Here is a 19602-nt window from a genome sequence, read left to right as displayed (position 1 = left end):
TCAGGGCTTCAGCTTCAAGATCGTACGCTGAGTGGCGACGTATAGCGCGCCCTTCCTGTCCACGGCAAGGGCGCGCAGTTTTCCGGTGTCTTCCTGCAAGCCGTTCCCTTCGGTGGTGACTTCACCGTTCACCGATATCCTGCGCAACACTCCATCGTCAATGAGGTAGATATTACTGCCGGCGTCGGTCGCCGCATGGGTGATGTTTCGGAAGCGTGCCAGCAGGCTTACGCCGTCGCTGCTGCCTTTGCGTTCGCGGCTGCCGGCGGCCAGCAATTGGTAGCCGTCGCCTCCTACCCTGCTCACATAATGACCGTGCAGCATGAAGACATCGTCGTTCGGCGCAACCAGCACGTCGCCGCAACCGTCCGCGCCCTGCAGTTCCGTCTTGCGCGCCACACCGCGCGGGCGAATGCGCCACAGCACGTTATCGGCGCAATACCAGGCTTGGCCGCCAGCATCCGCGGCGACCCTGTGCTGGCCCAAACCGGGCAGCATGAAGGGTTCGGCATCCTGCGCGACATATGCCCAGATGCGCTTCAGGGCAGGAACCAGGCCGGTCTGCTCCGGCGTCATGCCCGGCGGACCGCTGACCAGGGAGATCATGCCTTCCGTACTGACGCCGGCCAGCCCGCCGTTGGCGGTCACGAAAACGCCGGTGCTTGATCGCGCCACCATCGACCCGTGCAAATCCACCTGCGCCGCCGTGTGCGATTCGCGCAGCTTGCGAAAGCCGCCCGCCTCCAGCAGGGTGCGTACCACGCCCTCCTTGTCGATGCGGCGCAACTGGTCGCCGTCCAGCACATACAAGCCGCCATCGCGGCCCACTGCAAGCTGGGTGATGTCGCCGAAGCGGGCCTGCATCGCCGGACCATCGCGGTTCAGCGATGCGGCGTATTGCAGGGTGAGCGGCTGCAGCTTGCCGCTGGCATCCCAGCTCGTTGCCGCCTGGCGCTCTGCCAGCAGCAGGTACAGGCTGCCCTCGCCGTCGCGCGCAACGCCAGACAGTTCTCCCGTGACGTCGCCCATACCCAGCAGCGGCACGATCATGCCGCTACGCTCAATCCGATAGACAGTTCCGGTGGCAGGCCCGGTCGCCAGCAGGCGGCCCTGCGAGTCGGCAGCCAGCTGTCCCGCGGGCATTGCGCGCCCTTTCGCAAGAGCCGGCATGCTGGGCGCCTGGTAGCGCCGCAGGCATTTGCCGCGCAGGCATTCCTCGCCCTGGGCTGTCACAGTGTTCGATTGCACATCGAGCGCTTGCCATTTTCCGTCGGCAGCCACGCGCAGCGCATTGCTCGCGTCAGACAATACGACGCCGTCGCGTGCATCGAGCGCTATGCCCTGCGGTTGAAATGGCAAGTCCTGGGCCACCGTACTGACGACACCGTCGGCCGAGATGCGCCGCAGCGCACGATTGCCTGCATCGGCCACCAGGAGGCTGCCCGCCCGATCGAGTGCCAGGCCAGCAGGCTGGTTAAAGCGGGCCGCGATGCCCTTGCCGTCATTGCGTCCGGCGGTTCCTGCCTGGCCCGCAACGGTGCGCACCTCGCCCGCCGGTGAAATCGCCTTTACCGCATGGTTGCCCGCATCGGCTACATAGACCGTGCCATCCGCGCTCACGGCCAGACCGGCCGGCGCGATGAAGCGTCCGGCCAAAATTACCAGCTTGCCCTCCGGCTTTAAGGCCCTGACTGTCGCACCGTCGGTGAAATAGACGGTGTCGTCCAGCCCCACCGCAATACCGCGCGGCGCGTCGATCCGCTCGCTGCGCAAGGCCATCGGCGCGCCCGCAATGACCTCCCATTTGGCGGCAAAGGCGGCCTGGGAGAGCAGCAGCGCAGCTGCGGCCGCAATCAAACTCCTTTTATTCATCCAGCGCACGGGAAGTGGGAAGGCGCCACAGGTAAACCGTCACGCCGCAGGCAACCAGGAACAGCATGACCTTCAGCGAGAAAAAGGGCACCCTGTATATCGAATAGAACATCGACGGCCACATCATCGCCATCGCCAGCACCTTGCCGCGCAACGGGATGCCGCGCCCGTCCTCATAGTCGCGCAGGTAGCGGCCAAAGCGGCCGTGGTTGCGCAGCCAATGATGCAGCTTGTCCGAACTGCGGGCGAAGCAGGCCGACGCCAGCAGGAGGAAGGGCGTGGTGGGCAGCAGCGGCAGGAACACGCCCAGGACCGCGAGGACCATGAACAGGCAGCCGAAAGTGACCAGGACGATTTTCATCGCCCCATTATAGCGGCGGGCAGGCCCTGGTATGCGCGTTGTGCACTTCGCGGCAATCTGCCGGGTCGGCGGAATCGAAACTGGCCTTCGGATAGGCGCAGAACAGGGGGAAGGATTCGCGCTGGCACAATTGCGTCCACATATGCTCCAGGCGCATGGTCGCGCGATACAGCTTTTCCTCCCACAGCAAGGCCACCATTTCACCGAATGCCCGCACCGTCGGGTGCTTTTCGCGCGCCTTGTCCAGCAATTCTTCAATCATCTCGTTGAAACGCGATTCAGCCGGCCAGCCATCGAACATGAAGCGCGCCAGGCAGTCGCGGGCATCGCGCACGATGAACTGTCCGCTCGATGCCGCCGCTGCGACATTGATGCCGCTGCGTTCCAGCCGCTCTGCCAGCGCAGCCCGGTGTTCCGGCGTGGCGATGATGACGACGGCGTCGTTCTTGCGGAAACCTTCCGCAACAAAGACTTCCAGCATGTCGAGGAAAACGTCTTCATTCTCGTACATCTGCACCACGTGGTCGCAGTGCGAAGTATGCTGCCAGAATTCCTCTATCGCTTCCTGCTGCTGCGTTGACTGCATTTCTGTTGGCTCCAGGAGTAAAGCAACCAAGAGTAGCAGATCAGGATTACCAAAAGATGCGCACTTTGTCACGCGCTGCGCCCGTGCAGGTGCACCGCGAGCCATAAGGCGCCATCGGAAACCTGCAGGACGGCATGGGGCGTGCGCGCCGGCAGGAACAGGTAATCGCCGGCCTTCAGCGCTACCTTGCTGCCGGCCACGTCCAGCATGGCCTCCCCCGTCAGCAGCACCACCCATTCGTCCTGTTCCTGCACGTATTCCTGCGATGCGATCTTCGCCGTGCTGACAATGCGCTCGATAACCAGCCCCCGGTGCGACAGCAGCGTATCGAAGCGCTCACCCGTTGCGGGCGGCAGTGCATCCTCGTACAGATTTCCCATTCTCTTTTCCCTGGTCGGTGCGTGCCGTCATGGCAGGCGTAGCATACACCTCGCCCTGGGCATCAATCAGCATGGCTTCTTTCAAATCGAGTCGTTGCGCCATATCGCACCAGCCCTGCGGGCCAACCACGAACAGCGGCTTGGAATTGCCATCCGAGCGCAAACCTGCGTCGGCGCCGCCGGAGGCAATGATGGTGACGGAAGCGACCAGGTCCACCGTCTGTCCGGTGCGGGCATCGATGATGTGGGCGTGGCGCTTGCCCTCCTTCATGAAGTAGCGCTCGTAGTCGCCGCTGGTGCCGATTGCCTCATTGTCGTGCAGGGCCACGCGCGCCACCGTCTCCGGCCCGCGCGGATTGCGGATGCCGACCATCCACGGCCGCTCGCCCGGCTGGCCAAGCGCGATCGCGTTGCCGCCGACGTTGACCAATGCCGCCTTGACATGTGCCTGGCGCAGGATCTGCGCCGCCCGGTCCAATGCATAGCCTTTAGCGTAGCCGCCCAGGTCCAGCATGACGGTGCGGTTACTGCTAGTAATGCGGTTCCCTTCGAAATGCAAGTCCGCCATGCGCGGATTGGCCTTGACCAGCCTCTCGATTTCCGCCGACGGCGGACCGCCCGCTGTAATATCGTTCTTCTGGAAACCCCACAGCCGGATCAGGCGGCCGATGGCGGGGTTGAACGTATCGCCGGAGCGCGCCGACAATTCGGCGGCGGAGCGCAACAGCCCCACCATCTCATCGTCTGCGTCAAAGGCCTCGCCGCGAGCGATAGCATCGTTCAGCGCCGTCAGCTGGCTTGGCTGCCAGGCATGGTACTTGTGGTGCAGGCGGTCGAATTCGCGCAGCACGGCAGCGCCCTGCTCGCGCGCCTCAGCTTCGGATGGCCCGTAAATACTTACCTCCACCTGCGTGCCGAACACATGGCCCTGCACGCGGTGCACTTCATCCCTGGCCGTGCAAGCTGCCAGCAAAGGCAGCAGCACGGTGCAAGCCAACAGCCGTCGGCGCTGCATTATCAGCTCTTGGCCATGAAGTCGATGGCGGCCTTCACCTCATCATCTTTCAAGCCGGGATTGCCGCCTTTTGCAGGCATCATCTTGAAGCCGTTCAGGCCATGGGTGTACAGTACTTCCTTGCCCTGCTTGACGCGCGGGGCCCACGCGGCTTTATCGCCGGCTTTAGGTGCGCCCAGCACGCCAGCGGCGTGGCAGGAGGCGCAGTTGGCGGAATAGATCTTCTCGCCGCTGATGCCGGCGCCCTTGGCAGGTGCGGCGGCCATAACCGCAGGCGCCAGGACGGCGGCAGCGATAGCGACGGTCAGCTTGGTAAATGCTTTCATGCTTGTCTTCCTCTTGGTTGGTGGGTGAAAAAAAATACTCAGCGCATGGAATCGTCATGCGCATCATGGCCCGGCCTGGTGCCCGGTTTGAGCACACCCGGCTTGATCTGGCTGTAATCGAGTACGCGGCCGCCTTCTCGCGCAGCGAAGGCCTGCGCATCCTCTTTACCGGCGAAGGTGCCGATGGTTGGCCCCATAGCGCCCTGGGCGCGGCTCTCGATCACGTAGAACGCGCTGCGGGCCTCGATCCAATGCCCGCGCGGCTTGCTCCAATCGGCTTTGCCCATGTCCTGCACATAGCTGGCGCCGATGCCGCGCTGGCCATCGTCGCCAAACAGGACCTCAAACAATTCCGACAGGCTGCAGAAGTAGTCGATGCGGCCGTCCCTGAACACGATCTGCGCCTTCGGGCCGGGATAATCCTTGAGGCTCATGCCATCGAGCGCGCAAACCGCATCGTCCGCCGGCTCGCCAGCAGCCAGCGAACGCACGGCATCGCCGCAGCCGGCAAGCAACAGCAGCAGCGCTGCAAGGGCAGCGGCATTTCGCTTGCACTTCATTTGAATCTCCAGCTGGCGATGGCAAAGGGAACGGCGATCCAGGCCAGCATTACGCCAGCCAGCAGCGCCGGGCTGGTCAAATGCTCCGGCATCACGGTCGCCAGGCCGTACAGGCCCTGCACCTGCTCGGAGCTGAAGATATTCAGCAGGCGGAACACGTCGGCTGGATTGAGCATCAGCAAGGCGCCGAAGACGCTGCTGTCCAGGGCACCCTGCGACAGCGCCAGGACGCCCATCAGCACCATGTCGAACACCAGCACGAACAGGAACCACAGGCCGATCGCCAGACCGCTGGCGCGAATGCGGTTGTGCGCCAGCACCGACAGGCAAAGCGACATGCTGAGGAAGGCCAGTCCCAACAGGATGGCGCTGCCGGCAAAGCCGAAGAAATGCACGGCATCGCGCGCGTCGAGCTGGTTGGCGAGGGCCAGCAAGGCCGCGCCGAAGCCCAGTGCCGTCGATGCAGCCAGCGCAGCCGCCAGACCGGCAAACTTCCCCAGCAGCAGTTCAAAGCGGGTGATTGGCAGCGACAGCAGGAGTTCCAGCGAACCGCGTTCGCGCTCGCCGACAATCGCGTCGTAGCCCAGCAGCAGCGCAATCAGCGGCACCAGGTAGGTGACAAGGCTGGACAGGCTGACGATGGTGACGTCGATACCCCGATAGCCCACACTTCCCTGCTGCGCCATGCCGAACCATGCAATCGCCAGCGCAAACACGGCGAACACCAGCGCCACCGCCAGCACCCAGCGGTTGCGCAGGCGGTCGCGGAATTCGCGCGCAGCGATGGTGGCAGCGGCCGACCAGTCAAGCCGCGCGTGCATGACGGCCTCCCATGCCGAAGAACAGGTCTTCCAGCGACGGCTCATGGATCGCCACGTCATCGATGGCGTCGCTGAGCGTCGAGATCAGCTGCAGCATCTGGATTTTCTGGCGCGGCGGGCAAGGAACGCGGATGCAATCGCGCTCCACGCGCACCTGGTGGCCGCGCAGCGCGGCGATTACGCGGCCGGTAGCGCCTGGACGCGCCACCAGCCGGATTTCGGCAGGCATGGCTGCGCCGGCGCGCAGTTGCGCCAGCGTTCCTTGCGCCGCAATGCGGCCTCCGCTCAGGATCACCAGTTCGTCGACCCGCTCCTGGATCTCGGCCAGGATGTGCGAAGTGATGACGATGGTGGCGCCCTCTTCTCGCAGCTGGTGCAGGATGCGGTAGAAATCGTGGATGCCGTCCGGATCGAGGCCATTGGTCGGTTCATCAAGGAAGACCAGTTGCGGTGCGCCAAGCAGCAATTGTGCAAAGCCCAGGCGCTGTCGCATGCCCTTGGAGTAGCCGCCAACACGGCGATCGGCCGCCGCCGACAGGCCCACCCGCTCCAGCACATTGCAGCAGGCGCCGCGCGCGACTTTCTTCAAATCCGCGAACAGGTGCAGCAGTTCCAGACCGGTCAGGTTGTCGTAGGCGACAAAGCTCTCCGGCAGATAGCCGATACGGCGCCGCACATCGCGGAAGGCGCCATCATTGGTGCGTACGCCGCAGATGCGTACTTCGCCCGAAGTCGGCTCCAGTAAGCCAAGCATCATCTTGAACAGTGTGCTTTTGCCGGCGCCGTTATGCCCGATCAGGCCCACCATGCGGCCCCGCCCGACGGACAGGTCGACGCCATCGACCGCCTGCAGCGCCCCATAACGCTTGCCCACGGCGCGCAAGTCAATCAGCTTGTCGTCCATGCCATTTTCTCCAATCAGTGTTCCAGGGCTGCATACGGGCGTGCTTGTCGATCACGCTCGGCGCGCGCAGCAAAGGAAATTGCCGCGACACCAAGCGCAGCGTTTGTACGGCCGGACTGCTAAGCAGGAGCTTGAGCAGCGGGTATTGCCAGTGCAGGCGATCGACCACGTCGTTGGCCTGGTACAGCACATCGCCGTTGCCGTCGTTGTCCTGGTCCCAGCCGCTGTAATTGCTCCAGTAATTGCCCTTGCTGCGCCCCCATTCGACGTCTTTCGAGGCTACGAAGTTGACCTGTTCGGCATTGTGGATAAAGTCGTTTCCATCCACAGCATTGTTGCTGGAACCGGCCGTCAGGTGCACGCCGGTGCGATTGCCGATTACCAGGTTTCCGCGCAGGGAATTGAATTCGGCGTCGTAAATAAAGAAGCCGCGTCCATTGCCGGCCACGATATTGTTTTCTATGACCGAGTCCTGGATGGTGCGCAGCATGATGCCGTGGTCTTCGTTTCCCCAGGCGACGTTGTTGCGCACCGTGAGGCTGCGTACCTCCATCAGCGCCAGGCCGCCGCGGCTCTGGTACACGGTGTTGCCTTCCCACGTGCTGTTGTGGGTGTTCATATAGTGCGTTCCGTAGCGCACGTGATGCACGGTGTTGCCGCGGAAGGTGGCACGGCGCGAGTAGTCGACGTAGATGCCGTCGCGCACGTAGCTCACCGTATTGTCGATCACCTGCGTGTCGTCGGTGTTGTAGACCTGGATGCCGTTGCCGCGCATTTGCGACATCAGGTCACGGCGGCCGGTAATCAGGTTGCCCTGCAGGATGGCGTCACGCGACTGCTCGAGCCAGACGCCGAACAGGTTGGTGACCAGGTCGCAGTTGGCGATCACGATCCGGTCGGAGCCTGGCATGACGTAGATGCCGGCATTTTGCGATCCGAGGTCGGTGCCGCTGTCGCGCACGATCAAGCCGCGGATCGATACGTCAGCCGACCTGACGCGGATCACGTCCCCCTTGTAGCCGGCGGCGATGGTCGGCTTGCCGATACCCTCAAGGCGTAGCGGCTTGTCGATCAGGATGCGTTCTGCGTAGGTACCGGCCATGACCTGGATAGTGTCGCCGGGATGTGCCTGGCCGACGGCAGCGGCGATCGATTCGCCGGCGCGCACCTGCAGCACGGCCGCGTATGCACCTGCCGGGGCGCAGGCCAGCATCGCGGGCGCAGCCAGGGCGGCCGCGCAAACCCTGAGGACACTCATGGTTTTACCCTGCCTTCCTTTTCAGCTCACTGCGGACCGCATCCAGCGAAATAAAGTAGCCGCGTTCATCGATAGGCGTCAGCGGCTGGCCGTTCTTCTCGCGCGTCTTGCGCTCCTTGGCCAGCGGCGGGCAGGCATGGTCGTCGTAGTACATCACCATGCAGTCCAGGCAAAGCAGGCATTCCTTCTGGTCGATGCGCCCCTGCGCATCGATAGCATGCGAGCCGCACCCCTTGGCACATGCGGTGCAGGTCACGCACTCCTGCTTGCGCTTCAGGCCAAACAGGCGGAAGAAGCTCGGCACGGCCAGGCCGGCGCCCAGCGGGCAAATGTACTTGCAATATGGCCGCTCGCTCAGGATTGAAATGCCGAGAATGACCGCCACGAAGGCCGAGAACGGCCAGCCCCGATTCAGTACGCCCACCAGGAAGGTGGTCTTGAACGGTTCAATCTCCGCCAGGTGCTCTGCCAGTTCCATCGAATAGAACGACACCCCGACCAGCACCGCGAACACGCCGTACTTCACCCATTTCAGCTTGTCGTGCACGCGCTTGGGCAGCAGGCCCTGGAAGCGGCCCAGTCCAATCAGGGTGCCGAGCTTGTGGGCCAGGTGTTGCAGCGAACCGAATGGACACAGCCAGCCGCAGAACAGGCCGCGCCCCCACAGCACCACGCTGACCACCATGAACCACCAGAAGATGAAGGTGAACGGGTCGGACAGGAACAGCTCCCACTTCCACTGGTAGACCAGGGAATGGAACCAGGTCATCACCTGGGTGATTGAAGGCTGCGCCTTCAGGTACAGTCCAAAGAAGCCGACCGCGATGAGCCACAGCATGGTGCGCGGAATGCTGATCAGCGGCTTGCTCTTGCGCTTCGAGGCGCGCACCAGGCGCTCGCGCTGCGAGTACAAGCCGGCCGTAGCCAGCAGCGCCAGCACGAACAAGGTGATTTCGCCTTTGCGCGCCAGCCAGGCCGATTTCCAGGCCGGCACCGGACGCTCGACTTTCGGGCGGCCGCCTTCCAGGTAGCGCGCCGGAGTCCAGTATTCTTCGTCAAAGTGGACAAACACCTTGGCGTGGGTCTGCATGTCCAGCTTATTGGCCAGCAGGCTCAGTTGCCACGGCCACGCAGGGTTGAAATTTGCGGAACGGACGATGAAGATCGCCGATTCCTTGTATTCCGGCGCATCGGCCGGCTCCAGGTGATACAGGTTCAGGTAATCGGTATCGCGGAAGGTAAAGCGGTCCGCATCCTGGCGCACCTGGATGCGGTCGTAAATACCGCCGCGCACAAAGCCGGAACCCTTGAACGATTCCAGGCCGGTGCCGATGATGAAGATTGCGTGCTCGTCTTCCTTCAGGTCCTGCATCAGGCGCTGGTAATTGCGTTCGCCGAGCAGGCTGATGCCGATGGTCGGCACATTCAGGTAGCCGAAGTGCAGGTCCATATATGGCTTGCCGCCGGATGGCAGGCCCACATCCGCGCTTTCCACGCGCATATGCTGGACCGCGCCCTCCTTGACGAGCGCGGTCCAGTCCAGACGTTCGCGCAGCTGCGTGAAATGTACGCGCGGTTTGACCATCCCCTTGAAGATGCCCACCTGCTTGCCTATCTCATACGCGCTTTGCGCAATGGTCTGGTTCTCGGCTATGGCAGTAACGGTGGCCCCGCTGATCGCATCAAGATCACCACCATCACGTCCAAGACCGAGTTCCAGCTTGGCGTCGCCGGGCTTGCCCAGGTACTGCCTGACGAACTTCGTCAGCACAGTTTCCGGAATGCCCGCCAACAAAATCGGTTCGGAGTGCTTCAGGATGCGCACCCCGGTAATCAAACCTTTGGCATCCATGCCGATCAGCGTGACAACCGGCTTACCCGAGTAAGCCGGAATGTCCACCACATCGGTGGACAGGAACACGTAGCCCACCACCTTCTGCCTGCCCTGCTCCAGCGCGTAGCCTTCAACGTAGGCCGGCGCGCCTTTGCGCTTGGAAAACGCCGTCGCGGCAGGCAGCACGTCGCTGCACGGCGCTTCGGCACACAAATCGGGGCCACCCAGCAACCCCGCGGACAGCACGGTGTTGTACATCGAAGTGGCCGAGGCGGGCGCTGCGCACACCAACGCAAGCAGCGCCGCCCAAAGCAGGGAAATCAGTCGATACAGCATGGATAAACCGCCCTTTCGGGCTTAAGCCTCCACCAGGAAGCGGCTGCGCATTTCCAGGTGCAGCGCGTGGCAGAAGTGCGTGCAATACATCCAGAACGCACCGGCATGGTCAGCCTTGAAGGTGACCGACTTGGTCTCCTGCGGGTTGACGATGAAGTTGATGTTGTAGGTCGGCAGTGCGCAACCGTGAGTCAGGTCTTCCACCTTGTCGTAGTTGGTCAGCGTGAGCGTTACCTCGTCACCCTTCTTCACCTTGATGACCGGCATGCTGAAGGCCGGCGCCTGCGACATCAGGCGCACATGCACCTTGTTGCCGTTGCGCGTAATGCCCGCGTTGTCCGCCGTCACCTTGTTCGGGAAGTCGTCCATGTTGTAGATCTGGCGCGTCTTCACGATATCGCGGCGCACGATGATTGCGTCGTGCGGCTCCGGATAAGCGGTGTGGTCGGAAATGATCACCATCTGGTCGCCGGTGATGTCGATCAGCTGCTCCGTTTCACTGTGCAGCGGGCCGACCGGCAGGAAGCGGTCCTTCGAGAACTTGTTACCCGAGTTGAAGTACTTGCCGTCCGCATCCTTGGTCTCACCCATCGAAGCGTAGCCGTGGCCCGGCTGGTAGTGCACGTCCACACGGTCAACCACCGGCTTGACGGTCTTGTCGCCCTTGAACTGCGCGATGGCGGCAGCCACGTTCCACTTGACGATCTGGCTGTCCAGGAACAGGGTGGTAAAGGCATTGCCCTTGCCGTCGAAGGCGGTATGCAACGGGCCCAGGCCGATTTCCGGTTCCGCCACAACGGCATCGCGCTCGGTTTTCAGTTCGCCGTCGAACCACTTGGCCACCAGAGCCACTTCGATCACGGTCGCAGTCGGCGACAGCTTGCCGGAGCACACCATGTACTTGCCGTCCGGCGACGCGTTCACGCCGTGCGGGTTCTTGCCGACCGGGACGTAGCACGTGACGGCGGTCTTGGGATCGGCATTGACGGCTTTGCGGCCGTCAACCACCGGCACTTTCGAGGAGCCGATGGTGGTGAATTTTCCGGCCTTGACCAGCGCTTCCACCCGGGCCACATCGAAGAACACGCAGGCATCGCGCTCGGCAGCCATCATGCCCGCCTGGTCCGCCGCATTTTCCGTGTTGTACTGGTTGGAGCAGGCGAAGCGGCCATCATAGGATGTCGCCGTCAAATCCATATTGCCATCGACGCGCACTTGCCAACGCACGTCCATGGTTTCCGCATCCACGCAGGTGAACAGCGAGCCCCATTTGGAGGGATCGTCCAGGTCGCGGCCGTCGTTCGGGAATGGAATCGCGAATTCGGCACCGCAAAACACGCGGGTGGTGTGGTTGACCGACTTGTCGACCGGGTCGCACTTGTCAGGGAAGATGCCGTGGAAGCCTTGTACGTTAGGCAGTTCGGTGATCTTGTCGCACTCCATGGTGTCCATGCGGATGCGGGCCAGGCGCGAGTGGATCTTGTCGTTCACCCACAGGAAACGGCCATCATAGGTGCCGTCCTTGTAGCTGCCATGCACGTGGTGGGTATCACCGGTGGTGTATTTCAGGCTGCCATCCGGCTTGGTGCCCATGATAGCCTTGGATTCGTTGGTGATACCCCAACCAACCATAGGATCGATATTGAAAACAGGGATACGGCGCAGTGTTCGCCCGGAAGGAACGCCCATAATGCGCGCCTCGCCGGAGTGGCCGCCGCTGGAGAACAGGTAATAGTCATCCAGCTGGCCCGGCTCCACATGCGCCTTGCCAGCACCGTGCGACTTGCCCGCTGCTGCTGCCGATGCCGAAGCAGAACCGGGCGCCCCCGCACCGTTCTCCTTGCAGCCTGCCAGCACGCCAGCGCCGGCCAAGCCTAACGCAGCACTCTTACCCAGGAATCGACGACGGCTGTTCGTTTGCGCGTCGTTTACCTCATTGTCGCTACCCATGTTTCAATACTCCTACTCTGTGTTATTCCAGTGCAGGACTGTACGGAGTTTGCCGGCTAATTAAATTGATTCAAGTCAAGCACTTTCAATTTGAGAGGATCTGCCCATGAAATCTTTGCTGTTCTATCTCGTCGGCCTGCTGGCCTCGGGCGCCGCGGCGGCGGCGCAACTGCCCTCCCTTCAAGTGAGCGACGCCTCGGCGCAGGCGCAAGCAGGCCTGCCTGTCACTGTCGGCCACGTGTTCGCGAAAGGCGATGTAAAGCCAGGCGAAACAATCACCGCATCAGTGAGGGGCGTCGCCATACCTTTGCAGGCCGACGTCAAGGCGACACACGCCGATGGCTCGATGCGCCATGCCGTGCTAACTGCCGTGCTGCCGCAACTCGGCAGCGGCGAAACTGCCGAGGTAGCGCTGGCGACAATGCCCATGCCTGTGCCGTCAGGTGGCACCGGCCCTGGATCCCTGCTGGCCAGTGGTTTCAATGCCGTGGTGCGGCTCAACGTCGGCGGCGTCATTTACACTGCGGACGCCGCGCAGCTACTGGCCAGCAAGCCATATAAGACCTGGCTTGCCGGGCCATTGGTCGACGAATGGCAGGTAAGCGCTCCCGTGCTGGCGAATGGCGTCGCGCACCCGCACCTTGCCGTGCGCTTCGCAATCCGCAGCTATCGCGTGCCAGGCAGCGGCCGCCCCGGCCCGACGCGGGTGGACGTGACCGTCGAGAACAACTGGGCTTATGAACCGGATCCCAGGAATGTGACCTACGATGCCGAAGTCGTGGTGAACAACCAGGTGGTGTATAACAAAGCCGCGTTGAGCCACTTCCATCACGCGCGCTGGCGCAAGGTGTTCTGGTCCGGCGCCGAACCGAAAGTACACGTCAAACATGATATCGCCTATCTGCTTGGCACGCGCGCCCTGCCCAATTACGATCGGACTGTGGTTCCCTCGCAAACCGGCCTTGCCAGGATGAAGACCGATTGGGAGGCGGCCGACAGTGGCCCGATGGCCATGCCGCTGGTGAACAAATACATGCCTTCGACTGGCGGCCGCCCGGATATCGGGCTGCAGCACGCCTGGGCCGCAACCTACCTGCTCAGCATGGATGCCCGCGCCAGGCAGGTGACAGTCGGGCTGGGCGACCTGGCGGGAAGCTGGCCGGTCCACTATCGCGACAAAAACACGGACCAGGTGGTGTCGATCATTGAGTACCCTTACGTGCGCGACCAGCGCATCGGCTCCGACAGCTACAATCCGCTCACCCAAAAGCACGAAGACATGCCGCGTTGTACTTCGACCGTGGCCGGCGCATGCAGCACGCCTTATACGCCCGATTCAGCCCACCAGCCCTCTTTCGCCTACCTGCCCTACCTCCTCACCGGGGATACCTATTATCTGGACGAATTGCAGTTCTGGGCGAACTGGAACCTGGTCACCATGAATCCGCATTACCGCGCGCTTTCCAAAGGCCTGGTGAAGGGCAACCAGGTCCGTGGCCAGGCCTGGTCGCTGCGCACGTTGGGACATGCCGCCTACATCACGCCGGACGCCCATCCAATGAAGGCCTATTTCAACCAGGTCCTGAAAGACAACCTGGATTTTTACAACACCACCTTCGCCGGCAGTGCCACAAACCAGCTGGGCTTCATCGACAATACAGCCACCAGCTACGCCGTGGCCTACAGCGGTCCAACCGGGCCGAGTACCGGCGTCGCCCCTTGGATGGACGACTTCTTCACATCGACGGTCGGCCATCTGGACGAAATGGGATTTACCGCAGCGCAGCCGATCCTGGCCTGGAAAGCGCGCTTCCCGGTCGGCCGCATGATGGCCAGTGGCTACTGCTGGATTGACGGTGCGGTCTACGCCCTCATGGTACGGCCGAGCGCCACCTCCGCTTATTTCACCAGTTTCGCCGAAGCCTACCAGGCGACCATGCGCAATAACGACGGCTCACCAATGGTGAACAGCACCGGTGCACGCTACCTGGAGCAGCCTTGCGGCAGCCAGGCCCAGGCCAACTGGCGCACCCAGGTCGACAAGGATGCCAACGTCTGGCGCTCGCCATGGCTGGCCGGCGAGATGACCGGTTACGCCACCTCGCCGGAAGGCTATCCCTCGAACATGCAGCCGGCGCTGGCCATGGCCGCCGCTACCGGCATCCCCAACGCCCGTGAGGCATGGACGCGCTTCATCAACCGTAGCGTCAAGCCGAACTACAGCGAGCGGCCGCAGTTCGCCATCGTGCCGCGCTGAATAAGGGTTTGCCCGGCGGGCGGCTAACCTCAGGCTGCCGCCTGCTTCGGCGCATACAGCGCCACCTGTGCTGCCACTGCCCGCGCGTAGGCTGGACGGTCCATGCAGCGCGCCTGGTAGGCGCTGACCGCCGGGAATTGCTCCAGCAGGCCGCTCGAGTCCAGCAGGCGCAATACCGTCGACATCATGATGTCGGCAACGCTGAACGTGCCAGCCAGATAGTCGCTACCTGACAGCCATGCTTCCAGGTCGCCGAGGCGGCGCTTCGCCATCGCTTCCAGCCCGGGCCGGCGAGCTTCGACCCATGCTTCTCCCGCATGGAACACGTCCAGCTCCGCAAAGGCACCGAAATACGGCTCGACCGAATTCAGTGCCGCGTACAACCACATCTCGGCCAACTGCCGCTCGCGCGCGCCGGTCGGCATCAGCCCCAGTTGGTCGCCCAAGTGGCGCAGTATGGCGCCGGACTCGAAGATCGGCTGATCGCCATCCAGCAGCACAGGCACCTGGCCAAAAGGCTGCTGCTGGCGATAGGTGGACGACATCTGGTCTTCAGGCCCAATTGTCTGCACGGAATACGGCTGGCCTGCCTCTTCCAGCGCCCAGCGTGCGCGCAGGTCGCGCACGTAACCAACAGCGAAATCTGGAACGGAACGCAAAGTAACCAGGGTGTACATGTCTGTCTCCTTAGGGTTGGGATGTGAACATGTGGCAGATTACGGAGATACTTAATATGTTCAAGAACATATTTTCAATCGGACGCATAATGCCGATCAAGGAGGAAGCCCCCCATGCCTTACACCGCAGAGCACAAGGAGCGCACCCGCGCCAGGATCGTCGAATCAGCCCGCAAGCTGTTCAACCGTCACGGCTTCGAGCAGGTATCGATCGAAACCATCATGTCAGAAGCCGGCCTGACGCGCGGTGGTTTCTACAACCATTTCGGCAGCAAGGATGAACTGTACGCCGCCGCTGTAGCCAGCTTCACCACCTGCAACCCCTTCCGAAAGGACATCGCCAGCGCGCCCTCGGCCGACCCGCGCGACATGGCTCATCGGCTGTTGAACCTTTACCTTAGCGACAAAGTGCTGGAAGATATCGAGAACCACTGCCCCCTGTATGCCTTGCCCGGCGACGTGGCCCGCGCCGGCCTGTCGCCACAGCGCGCCTACACAGACCTGATCCGCAACCTGACACGCATTTACGCGCACGCGTTGAAGGACTACGGCGACGGCGAGCAGAGGGCGCAAGCCATCGTGGCGCTCTGCGTCGGCGGCATGGTGCTGGCCCGCACCACCGACGATCCTGTACTACGCGCATCATTGCGCGCGGCGGCACGCCAGCAAGCACTGGCGCTGCTGGGTGCGAATTAAGGCTTGATCTCGGTACCGAGCACCTTGAGGAACTGCGCCATCCATTGCGGATGCGCAGGCCACGCTGGCGCTGTCACGAAATTTCCATCAGTGACCGCCTGGTCCATCTCGACCGAAACGTATTCGCCCCCAGCCATGCGGACTTCAGGCGCACACGCTGGATACGCCGAGATGCGCCTGCCCTTGATGACGTCAGCCGCAGTCAGGATCTGCGCACCGTGGCAGATCGCCGCAATCGGCTTGCCCGCCTTGGCGAATTCCTGCACCGTTTCCAGCACTCGCTGGTTGAGGCGCAAATATTCCGGCGCCCGTCCGCCCGCAATCACCAGCGCGTCGTAGGCCGAGGCACGAGCGTCGTCAAAGCTCGCGTTCAGCGCAAACTGGTGGCCTGGTTTTTCAGTATAAGTCTGGTCGCCCTCAAAATCGTGGATCGCGGTCTTGATCTTCTCGCCCGCATTCTTGCCAGGGCAGACCGCGTGCACCGTGTGCCCAACCATCTGCAGTGCCTGGAACGGCACCATGGTTTCATAATCTTCCGCAAAGTCGCCCGTCAAAAACAGGATCTTCTTGATTGCCATTCCGATCTCCTTGTTAAAACTTGCATGACGAAATGCGCTTACGATGAGCAGCGCGACTGATGAGGATAACATCGCTTGCCAGCGCCGGCAGCCAATGGCGCGTATGATCGAAATACCTCCTTTTACGCCATAGGTCCTGCTTTGCTGAAGATTGGCTTCCTGCTGCCGCCTGGCTTCCAGATCATGGGGCTGGCCGCCGCCTCCGCGTTCGAACTGGCTAACACCACGGCCTGCGAGCGCCTGTACGACATCGGCTTTTTTTCCGCACATGGCGGCCCGGTTGCAAATTCGTTCGGCGCCTCGCTGGAAACCCAGCCGCTCGCGCGGCGCCGGCTGGACACCCTGATCGTCTGCGGCCTGGTTGCGCCAGCGCCCACCGACACGCAGATACTCATTCGCTTGCGCGCCGCCGCCAGGCTTGCGCGCCGGACCGCATCCGTCTGCACCGGCACTTTCCTGCTTGGCGAAGCTGGCCTGATCGACGGCAGGCGCGTCACAACGCACTGGTTGTTTGCCCGCGAACTGCAGCAGCAATTCCCCGCGGCGCGCGTCGATGCGGACCGCATTTTCATCAACGATGGCCCAGTCTGGACTTCGGCCGGCATGAGCACCGGCATCGACCTTGCGCTGGGCCTTATCGAGGCCGATTACGGCGCCGAACTCGCGGCAGCGGTGGCGAAGAAGCTGGTGGTCTACCATCGTCGCGGCGGAGGCCAGTCCCAGCATTCCACCCTCCTGCAACTTGGCGCCAAGTCCGACCGCATCCAGCGCGTGCTGGAGTATGCGCGCAATCACCTGCACTCCGGTCTGTCGGTCCAGGAACTGGCCGGTGTCGCACACCTCAGCCCTCGACAGTTCAGCCGAGCCTTCACAAGCGAAACCGGCCAGTCGCCGGCCAAGGCGATCGAGCACCTGCGGCTGGAAGCCGCGCGCCTGATGATCGAGCAAAGCCGCCACACCATCGAAGAAATCGCGGCGGAAACCGGCTTCATCGATACCGAACGCATGCGACGCGCCTTCCTGCGCGCCTACGGACAGCCGCCGCAAGCACTGCGCCGTATAGCGCGCATGTCCTGAAAGGAGGGAAATACGTCATTTACGCCACAAGCAGCGGAACCTATATTGAAGGCATCTCGAACCCTTCACCAAGGATCACCAATATGTCCGCGCTCAAGAAATCAATCGCCGCTGCTGCAGGCACCCTTGCATTGGCCGGCGCCGCCGCCCAGGAAATCGACTACGTAAAACTCAGCCCCGATATCACCCTGCGCCGGATGGTGGTCAAAAATCCGGCAGCCAAAGGCACGGTACTGTTCCTGCACGGCTTTCCGGAAACCATGCTCACCTGGCGCGACCTGGCGCTGGACCTGGGCCGCGATTACGAAGTGCACGCCTTTGACTGGCCGGGCTATGGTCAATCGTCACGCCCTTCCGCCGCCAAATTCGCCTACGCACCGCGCGACTATGCGCAAGTCGTTAAGGCCTACATCGACAAGGCAGGCATCGACCGCTCAACGCTGGTGATTTACGCCACTGATATCGGCGCCCTGCCGCCGCTGCTGGCAGCGCTGGAGCAGCCTGACATCGCAAGGAAAATCATCGCCGGCGACTTCGCCCCATTCGACCGGCCGCAATACATGTCCGACCGCCTGCGCAGCCTGAAAGAGCCGCAGACCGCCCAGGTAACCCGCACCGCGATCAACCAGAATCGCAACGAGATCATCGAAAACACCTTCCGCCGCGGCCTGGAAGCCAGCGAGCAATTCAATGTGCCTGCGGATTTCACGGAAGACATGCTGGCCGGCTGGACGCAGGGCCGCCTGAGCACGGGAGACGCCTTCTACCACTACTACTCGCACTTCACCCGCGACCAGCAGTATTTCGAGGCCAACCTGGAACGCCTGAAAACACCGGTCCAGGTTGTGTGGGGAGAGAAGGATATCTACATCGACAAGAAGATGGGCGAAGAATTCGCCGCCAAGTCAGGTCGGCCATTCAGCATCCTGCCCGGGCTCGGCCACTACGCCCACCTGCAGGCACCGCGACAAATCAGCCGCGAGATCCGGGCAGCGTTTGATTGAGCGGCGTTCCTGCGCTGCGTCACTTCAAAACGTCGACAGCATCGACGATCTCCACGCCCTGCAGCTGCGCAAGCCAATGGTCAAACCAAGGCTTATGCGCAGCGCCGACAATGGACAGCACACGGGCCCCCGGACGCTCGCGGAAGGTTTCACGGATGTTGGCCACCATGCGCAGGTTGCGGATCTCCCAGCCGCCTACCCAGATTTGCGGGTAAACTTCCGCCGACTTCGCCCGCATCGGCCCTACTACGTTCGACTCCGCATGGATGCGCATGCTCTCCGGCGCGTTTATGAAACGGTACAAGGGCAGCATATCGTCCGCCTGCGACAAGGCATCTTCCTGCTTGCGGCGGACGTTCATTTCGGCGCTGCTTGACGCCCAGGCAGCCTCCAGCTGCTTCACGAAGGCCTTGATGTCAGGCAGGTCGATACGGTCGCCGGTATGGTTATCAACCGAATAGACGCGCTGCAGGCCAAGCCTGGCGGCCAGTGGCGCCGCAATCAGGTTGTCCTCGTTCTTGCGCTTTTCAAGCTTTTCCAGCATTGCCACCAGGGCCGCATCCAGGCTATCGCCCTCGCGGCGCTCGGCCGCAGGCAACTGCAGCCACTGCACCAGGGCCGACGAGGGCTCGTTCGCCGCCAGGAACGCTGCCGCCAGACGCCTGCGCTGCGATGCAGTCGGCTTCGCAGGCCAGGCCTTCAGCGTCGTATCCACTTCCGCCAGCGCAGCCGGCATATCGAGCCCGGTCGCAGCCATCGCTACCTCAGTCTTGGGACACCAGTTCGCCCCATACTTTGCGGGATGCCGCGCCGCGAGGTCACAGTCCTCCCCGGACTCGCTCTCAATGGTAATGATGTCGGGCTTGAAGGCTGCCAGGCGGTCGATGACACCGCCCAGGGAAGCCGCTTTGAATGTGGCCGGCGTGCCGCTCAAATGGACGGTGCCCAGCACCATCACCTGCGACTTCGGCCCCGCCATGTCGCGATCGAGCTTGGTCAAATCGACCTGCGCTTGCGCCAGCAACGGCGATGCCGCAGCCAGCCCCCACGCCACTTTTTTCCACATGCCCATTTCACTCCCCCGACGGTTGATAGGAGTGCCGATTCTAG

The 19602-nt window shown here is 62.6% G+C and carries 19 protein-coding genes; 4 read left to right on the top strand and 15 right to left on the bottom strand.

The features are described from left to right. The 12 genes from ASD07_RS11545 to nosZ all read right to left on the bottom strand — a co-directional run bounded on the left by ASD07_RS11545 (position 1) and on the right by nosZ (position 12203). Entirely contained in the window at positions 1-1872 is a 1872-nt protein-coding gene (locus ASD07_RS11545) for a hypothetical protein (RefSeq protein WP_082507267.1), read from the bottom strand. Continuing rightward, the gene (locus ASD07_RS11540; RefSeq protein ID WP_055929694.1) at positions 1865-2233 is read right to left on the bottom strand and encodes a YbaN family protein; all 369 of its coding nucleotides are present in this window, start codon (positions 2231-2233) and stop codon (positions 1865-1867) included. Before ASD07_RS11540 ends, ASD07_RS11545 begins: the two co-directional genes overlap by 8 nt. 7 nt (positions 2234-2240) lie before the next feature. Further along, positions 2241-2819 (bottom strand): MEDS domain-containing protein, encoded by a 579-nt coding sequence (locus tag ASD07_RS11535; protein WP_055929691.1) that lies wholly within the window; start codon positions 2817-2819, stop codon positions 2241-2243. A gap of 68 nt (positions 2820-2887) precedes the next feature. After that, on the bottom strand, positions 2888-3199 hold the full coding sequence (locus ASD07_RS11530; RefSeq protein WP_055929689.1) for a cupin domain-containing protein: 312 nt from the start codon (positions 3197-3199) through the stop codon (positions 2888-2890). Next, a complete protein-coding gene (locus ASD07_RS11525) occupies positions 3156-4214 on the bottom strand; it encodes an FAD:protein FMN transferase (protein WP_055929686.1) in 1059 nt (352 codons plus the stop codon). Before ASD07_RS11525 ends, ASD07_RS11530 begins: the two co-directional genes overlap by 44 nt. Before the next feature lie 2 nt (positions 4215-4216). Then, a complete protein-coding gene (locus tag ASD07_RS11520) occupies positions 4217-4540 on the bottom strand; it encodes a cytochrome c5 family protein (protein WP_055929683.1) in 324 nt (107 codons plus the stop codon). A 38-nt stretch (positions 4541-4578) separates the two neighbouring features. Further along, positions 4579-5100 carry a nitrous oxide reductase accessory protein NosL gene (locus ASD07_RS11515; RefSeq protein ID WP_055929680.1) on the bottom strand — a complete coding sequence of 174 codons (522 nt, stop codon included), beginning with the start codon at positions 5098-5100 and terminating at the stop codon, positions 4579-4581. Then, positions 5097-5921: an ABC transporter permease gene (locus ASD07_RS11510; RefSeq protein ID WP_055929677.1), complete on the bottom strand. Its 825-nt coding sequence runs from the start codon at positions 5919-5921 to the stop codon at positions 5097-5099. The genes ASD07_RS11515 and ASD07_RS11510 overlap by 4 nt, the downstream gene beginning before the upstream one ends. Next, on the bottom strand, positions 5905-6825 hold the full coding sequence (locus ASD07_RS11505; protein WP_055929674.1) for an ABC transporter ATP-binding protein: 921 nt from the start codon (positions 6823-6825) through the stop codon (positions 5905-5907). The genes ASD07_RS11510 and ASD07_RS11505 overlap by 17 nt, the downstream gene beginning before the upstream one ends. After that, on the bottom strand, positions 6806-8083 hold the full coding sequence (locus ASD07_RS11500) for a nitrous oxide reductase family maturation protein NosD (protein WP_082507265.1): 1278 nt from the start codon (positions 8081-8083) through the stop codon (positions 6806-6808). The genes ASD07_RS11505 and ASD07_RS11500 overlap by 20 nt, the downstream gene beginning before the upstream one ends. 4 nt (positions 8084-8087) lie before the next feature. After that, entirely contained in the window at positions 8088-10253 is a 2166-nt protein-coding gene (locus ASD07_RS11495) for a 4Fe-4S binding protein (protein WP_055929668.1), read from the bottom strand. Positions 10254-10274: 21 nt separating this feature from the next. After that, positions 10275-12203, bottom strand: coding sequence for a TAT-dependent nitrous-oxide reductase (nosZ, locus tag ASD07_RS11490; RefSeq protein ID WP_055929665.1), 1929 nt, complete (start codon positions 12201-12203; stop codon positions 10275-10277). A gap of 106 nt (positions 12204-12309) precedes the next feature. Here nosZ and ASD07_RS11485 point away from each other — a divergent pair, with 106 nt between their 5' ends. Continuing rightward, a complete protein-coding gene (locus ASD07_RS11485) occupies positions 12310-14460 on the top strand; it encodes a hypothetical protein (RefSeq protein WP_055929661.1) in 2151 nt (716 codons plus the stop codon). Between the two features lie 29 nt (positions 14461-14489). Here the strand turns inward: ASD07_RS11485 and ASD07_RS11480 are convergent, their stop codons facing one another. Beyond that, positions 14490-15137: a glutathione S-transferase family protein gene (locus ASD07_RS11480; RefSeq protein WP_055929658.1), complete on the bottom strand. Its 648-nt coding sequence runs from the start codon at positions 15135-15137 to the stop codon at positions 14490-14492. A 114-nt stretch (positions 15138-15251) separates the two neighbouring features. Between ASD07_RS11480 and ASD07_RS11475 the strand changes: the two genes are divergently transcribed. Further along, a complete protein-coding gene (locus ASD07_RS11475; protein ID WP_055929655.1) occupies positions 15252-15833 on the top strand; it encodes a TetR/AcrR family transcriptional regulator in 582 nt (193 codons plus the stop codon). On the opposite strand, the gene ASD07_RS11470 is transcribed toward ASD07_RS11475, so the two are convergent. Further along, positions 15830-16411: a DJ-1/PfpI family protein gene (locus ASD07_RS11470; protein ID WP_055929652.1), complete on the bottom strand. Its 582-nt coding sequence runs from the start codon at positions 16409-16411 to the stop codon at positions 15830-15832. The genes ASD07_RS11475 and ASD07_RS11470 overlap by 4 nt on opposite strands. 141 nt (positions 16412-16552) lie before the next feature. Here ASD07_RS11470 and ASD07_RS11465 point away from each other — a divergent pair, with 141 nt between their 5' ends. Together ASD07_RS11465 and ASD07_RS11460 are read left to right on the top strand one after the other, a co-directional pair. Beyond that, positions 16553-17488, top strand: a complete 936-nt coding sequence (locus ASD07_RS11465) for a GlxA family transcriptional regulator (RefSeq protein WP_055929649.1) — start codon at positions 16553-16555, stop codon at positions 17486-17488. Between the two features lie 83 nt (positions 17489-17571). Then, positions 17572-18492, top strand: coding sequence for an alpha/beta fold hydrolase (locus tag ASD07_RS11460; RefSeq protein WP_055929647.1), 921 nt, complete (start codon positions 17572-17574; stop codon positions 18490-18492). A gap of 19 nt (positions 18493-18511) precedes the next feature. On the opposite strand, the gene ASD07_RS11455 is transcribed toward ASD07_RS11460, so the two are convergent. Then, positions 18512-19564 (bottom strand): DUF5694 domain-containing protein, encoded by a 1053-nt coding sequence (locus ASD07_RS11455; RefSeq protein WP_156397971.1) that lies wholly within the window; start codon positions 19562-19564, stop codon positions 18512-18514. Positions 19565-19602 lie beyond the last annotated feature (38 nt).

Source organism: Duganella sp. Root336D2 (assembly GCF_001425005.1).
Taxonomy (GTDB): domain Bacteria; phylum Pseudomonadota; class Gammaproteobacteria; order Burkholderiales; family Burkholderiaceae_D; genus Rugamonas.
The sequence above is the reverse complement of the archived record's forward strand: the minus strand, read 5'-3'. Positions and strand labels throughout refer to the sequence as shown.

Excerpts from the sequence above, each read along its gene's own strand:
- ASD07_RS11520 (WP_055929683.1), bottom strand. The coding sequence starts at position 4,540 with ATGAAAGCATTTACCAAGCTGACCGTCGCTATCGCTGCCGCCGTCCTG.
- ASD07_RS11540 (WP_055929694.1), bottom strand. The coding sequence starts at position 2,233 with ATGAAAATCGTCCTGGTCACTTTCGGCTGCCTGTTCATGGTCCTCGCG.
- nosZ (WP_055929665.1), bottom strand. The coding sequence starts at position 12,203 with ATGGGTAGCGACAATGAGGTAAACGACGCGCAAACGAACAGCCGTCGT.
- ASD07_RS11510 (WP_055929677.1), bottom strand. The coding sequence starts at position 5,921 with ATGCACGCGCGGCTTGACTGGTCGGCCGCTGCCACCATCGCTGCGCGC.
- ASD07_RS11530 (WP_055929689.1), bottom strand. The coding sequence starts at position 3,199 with ATGGGAAATCTGTACGAGGATGCACTGCCGCCCGCAACGGGTGAGCGC.
- ASD07_RS11460 (WP_055929647.1), top strand. The coding sequence starts at position 17,572 with ATGTCCGCGCTCAAGAAATCAATCGCCGCTGCTGCAGGCACCCTTGCA.
- ASD07_RS11470 (WP_055929652.1), bottom strand. The coding sequence starts at position 16,411 with ATGGCAATCAAGAAGATCCTGTTTTTGACGGGCGACTTTGCGGAAGAT.
- ASD07_RS11480 (WP_055929658.1), bottom strand. The coding sequence starts at position 15,137 with ATGTACACCCTGGTTACTTTGCGTTCCGTTCCAGATTTCGCTGTTGGT.
- ASD07_RS11475 (WP_055929655.1), top strand. The coding sequence starts at position 15,252 with ATGCCTTACACCGCAGAGCACAAGGAGCGCACCCGCGCCAGGATCGTC.
- ASD07_RS11505 (WP_055929674.1), bottom strand. The coding sequence starts at position 6,825 with ATGGACGACAAGCTGATTGACTTGCGCGCCGTGGGCAAGCGTTATGGG.
- ASD07_RS11525 (WP_055929686.1), bottom strand. The coding sequence starts at position 4,214 with ATGCAGCGCCGACGGCTGTTGGCTTGCACCGTGCTGCTGCCTTTGCTG.
- ASD07_RS11500 (WP_082507265.1), bottom strand. The coding sequence starts at position 8,083 with ATGAGTGTCCTCAGGGTTTGCGCGGCCGCCCTGGCTGCGCCCGCGATG.
- ASD07_RS11545 (WP_082507267.1), bottom strand. The coding sequence starts at position 1,872 with ATGAATAAAAGGAGTTTGATTGCGGCCGCAGCTGCGCTGCTGCTCTCC.
- ASD07_RS11495 (WP_055929668.1), bottom strand. The coding sequence starts at position 10,253 with ATGCTGTATCGACTGATTTCCCTGCTTTGGGCGGCGCTGCTTGCGTTG.
- ASD07_RS11515 (WP_055929680.1), bottom strand. The coding sequence starts at position 5,100 with ATGAAGTGCAAGCGAAATGCCGCTGCCCTTGCAGCGCTGCTGCTGTTG.
- ASD07_RS11455 (WP_156397971.1), bottom strand. The coding sequence starts at position 19,564 with ATGGGCATGTGGAAAAAAGTGGCGTGGGGGCTGGCTGCGGCATCGCCG.
- ASD07_RS11535 (WP_055929691.1), bottom strand. The coding sequence starts at position 2,819 with ATGCAGTCAACGCAGCAGCAGGAAGCGATAGAGGAATTCTGGCAGCAT.
- ASD07_RS11485 (WP_055929661.1), top strand. The coding sequence starts at position 12,310 with ATGAAATCTTTGCTGTTCTATCTCGTCGGCCTGCTGGCCTCGGGCGCC.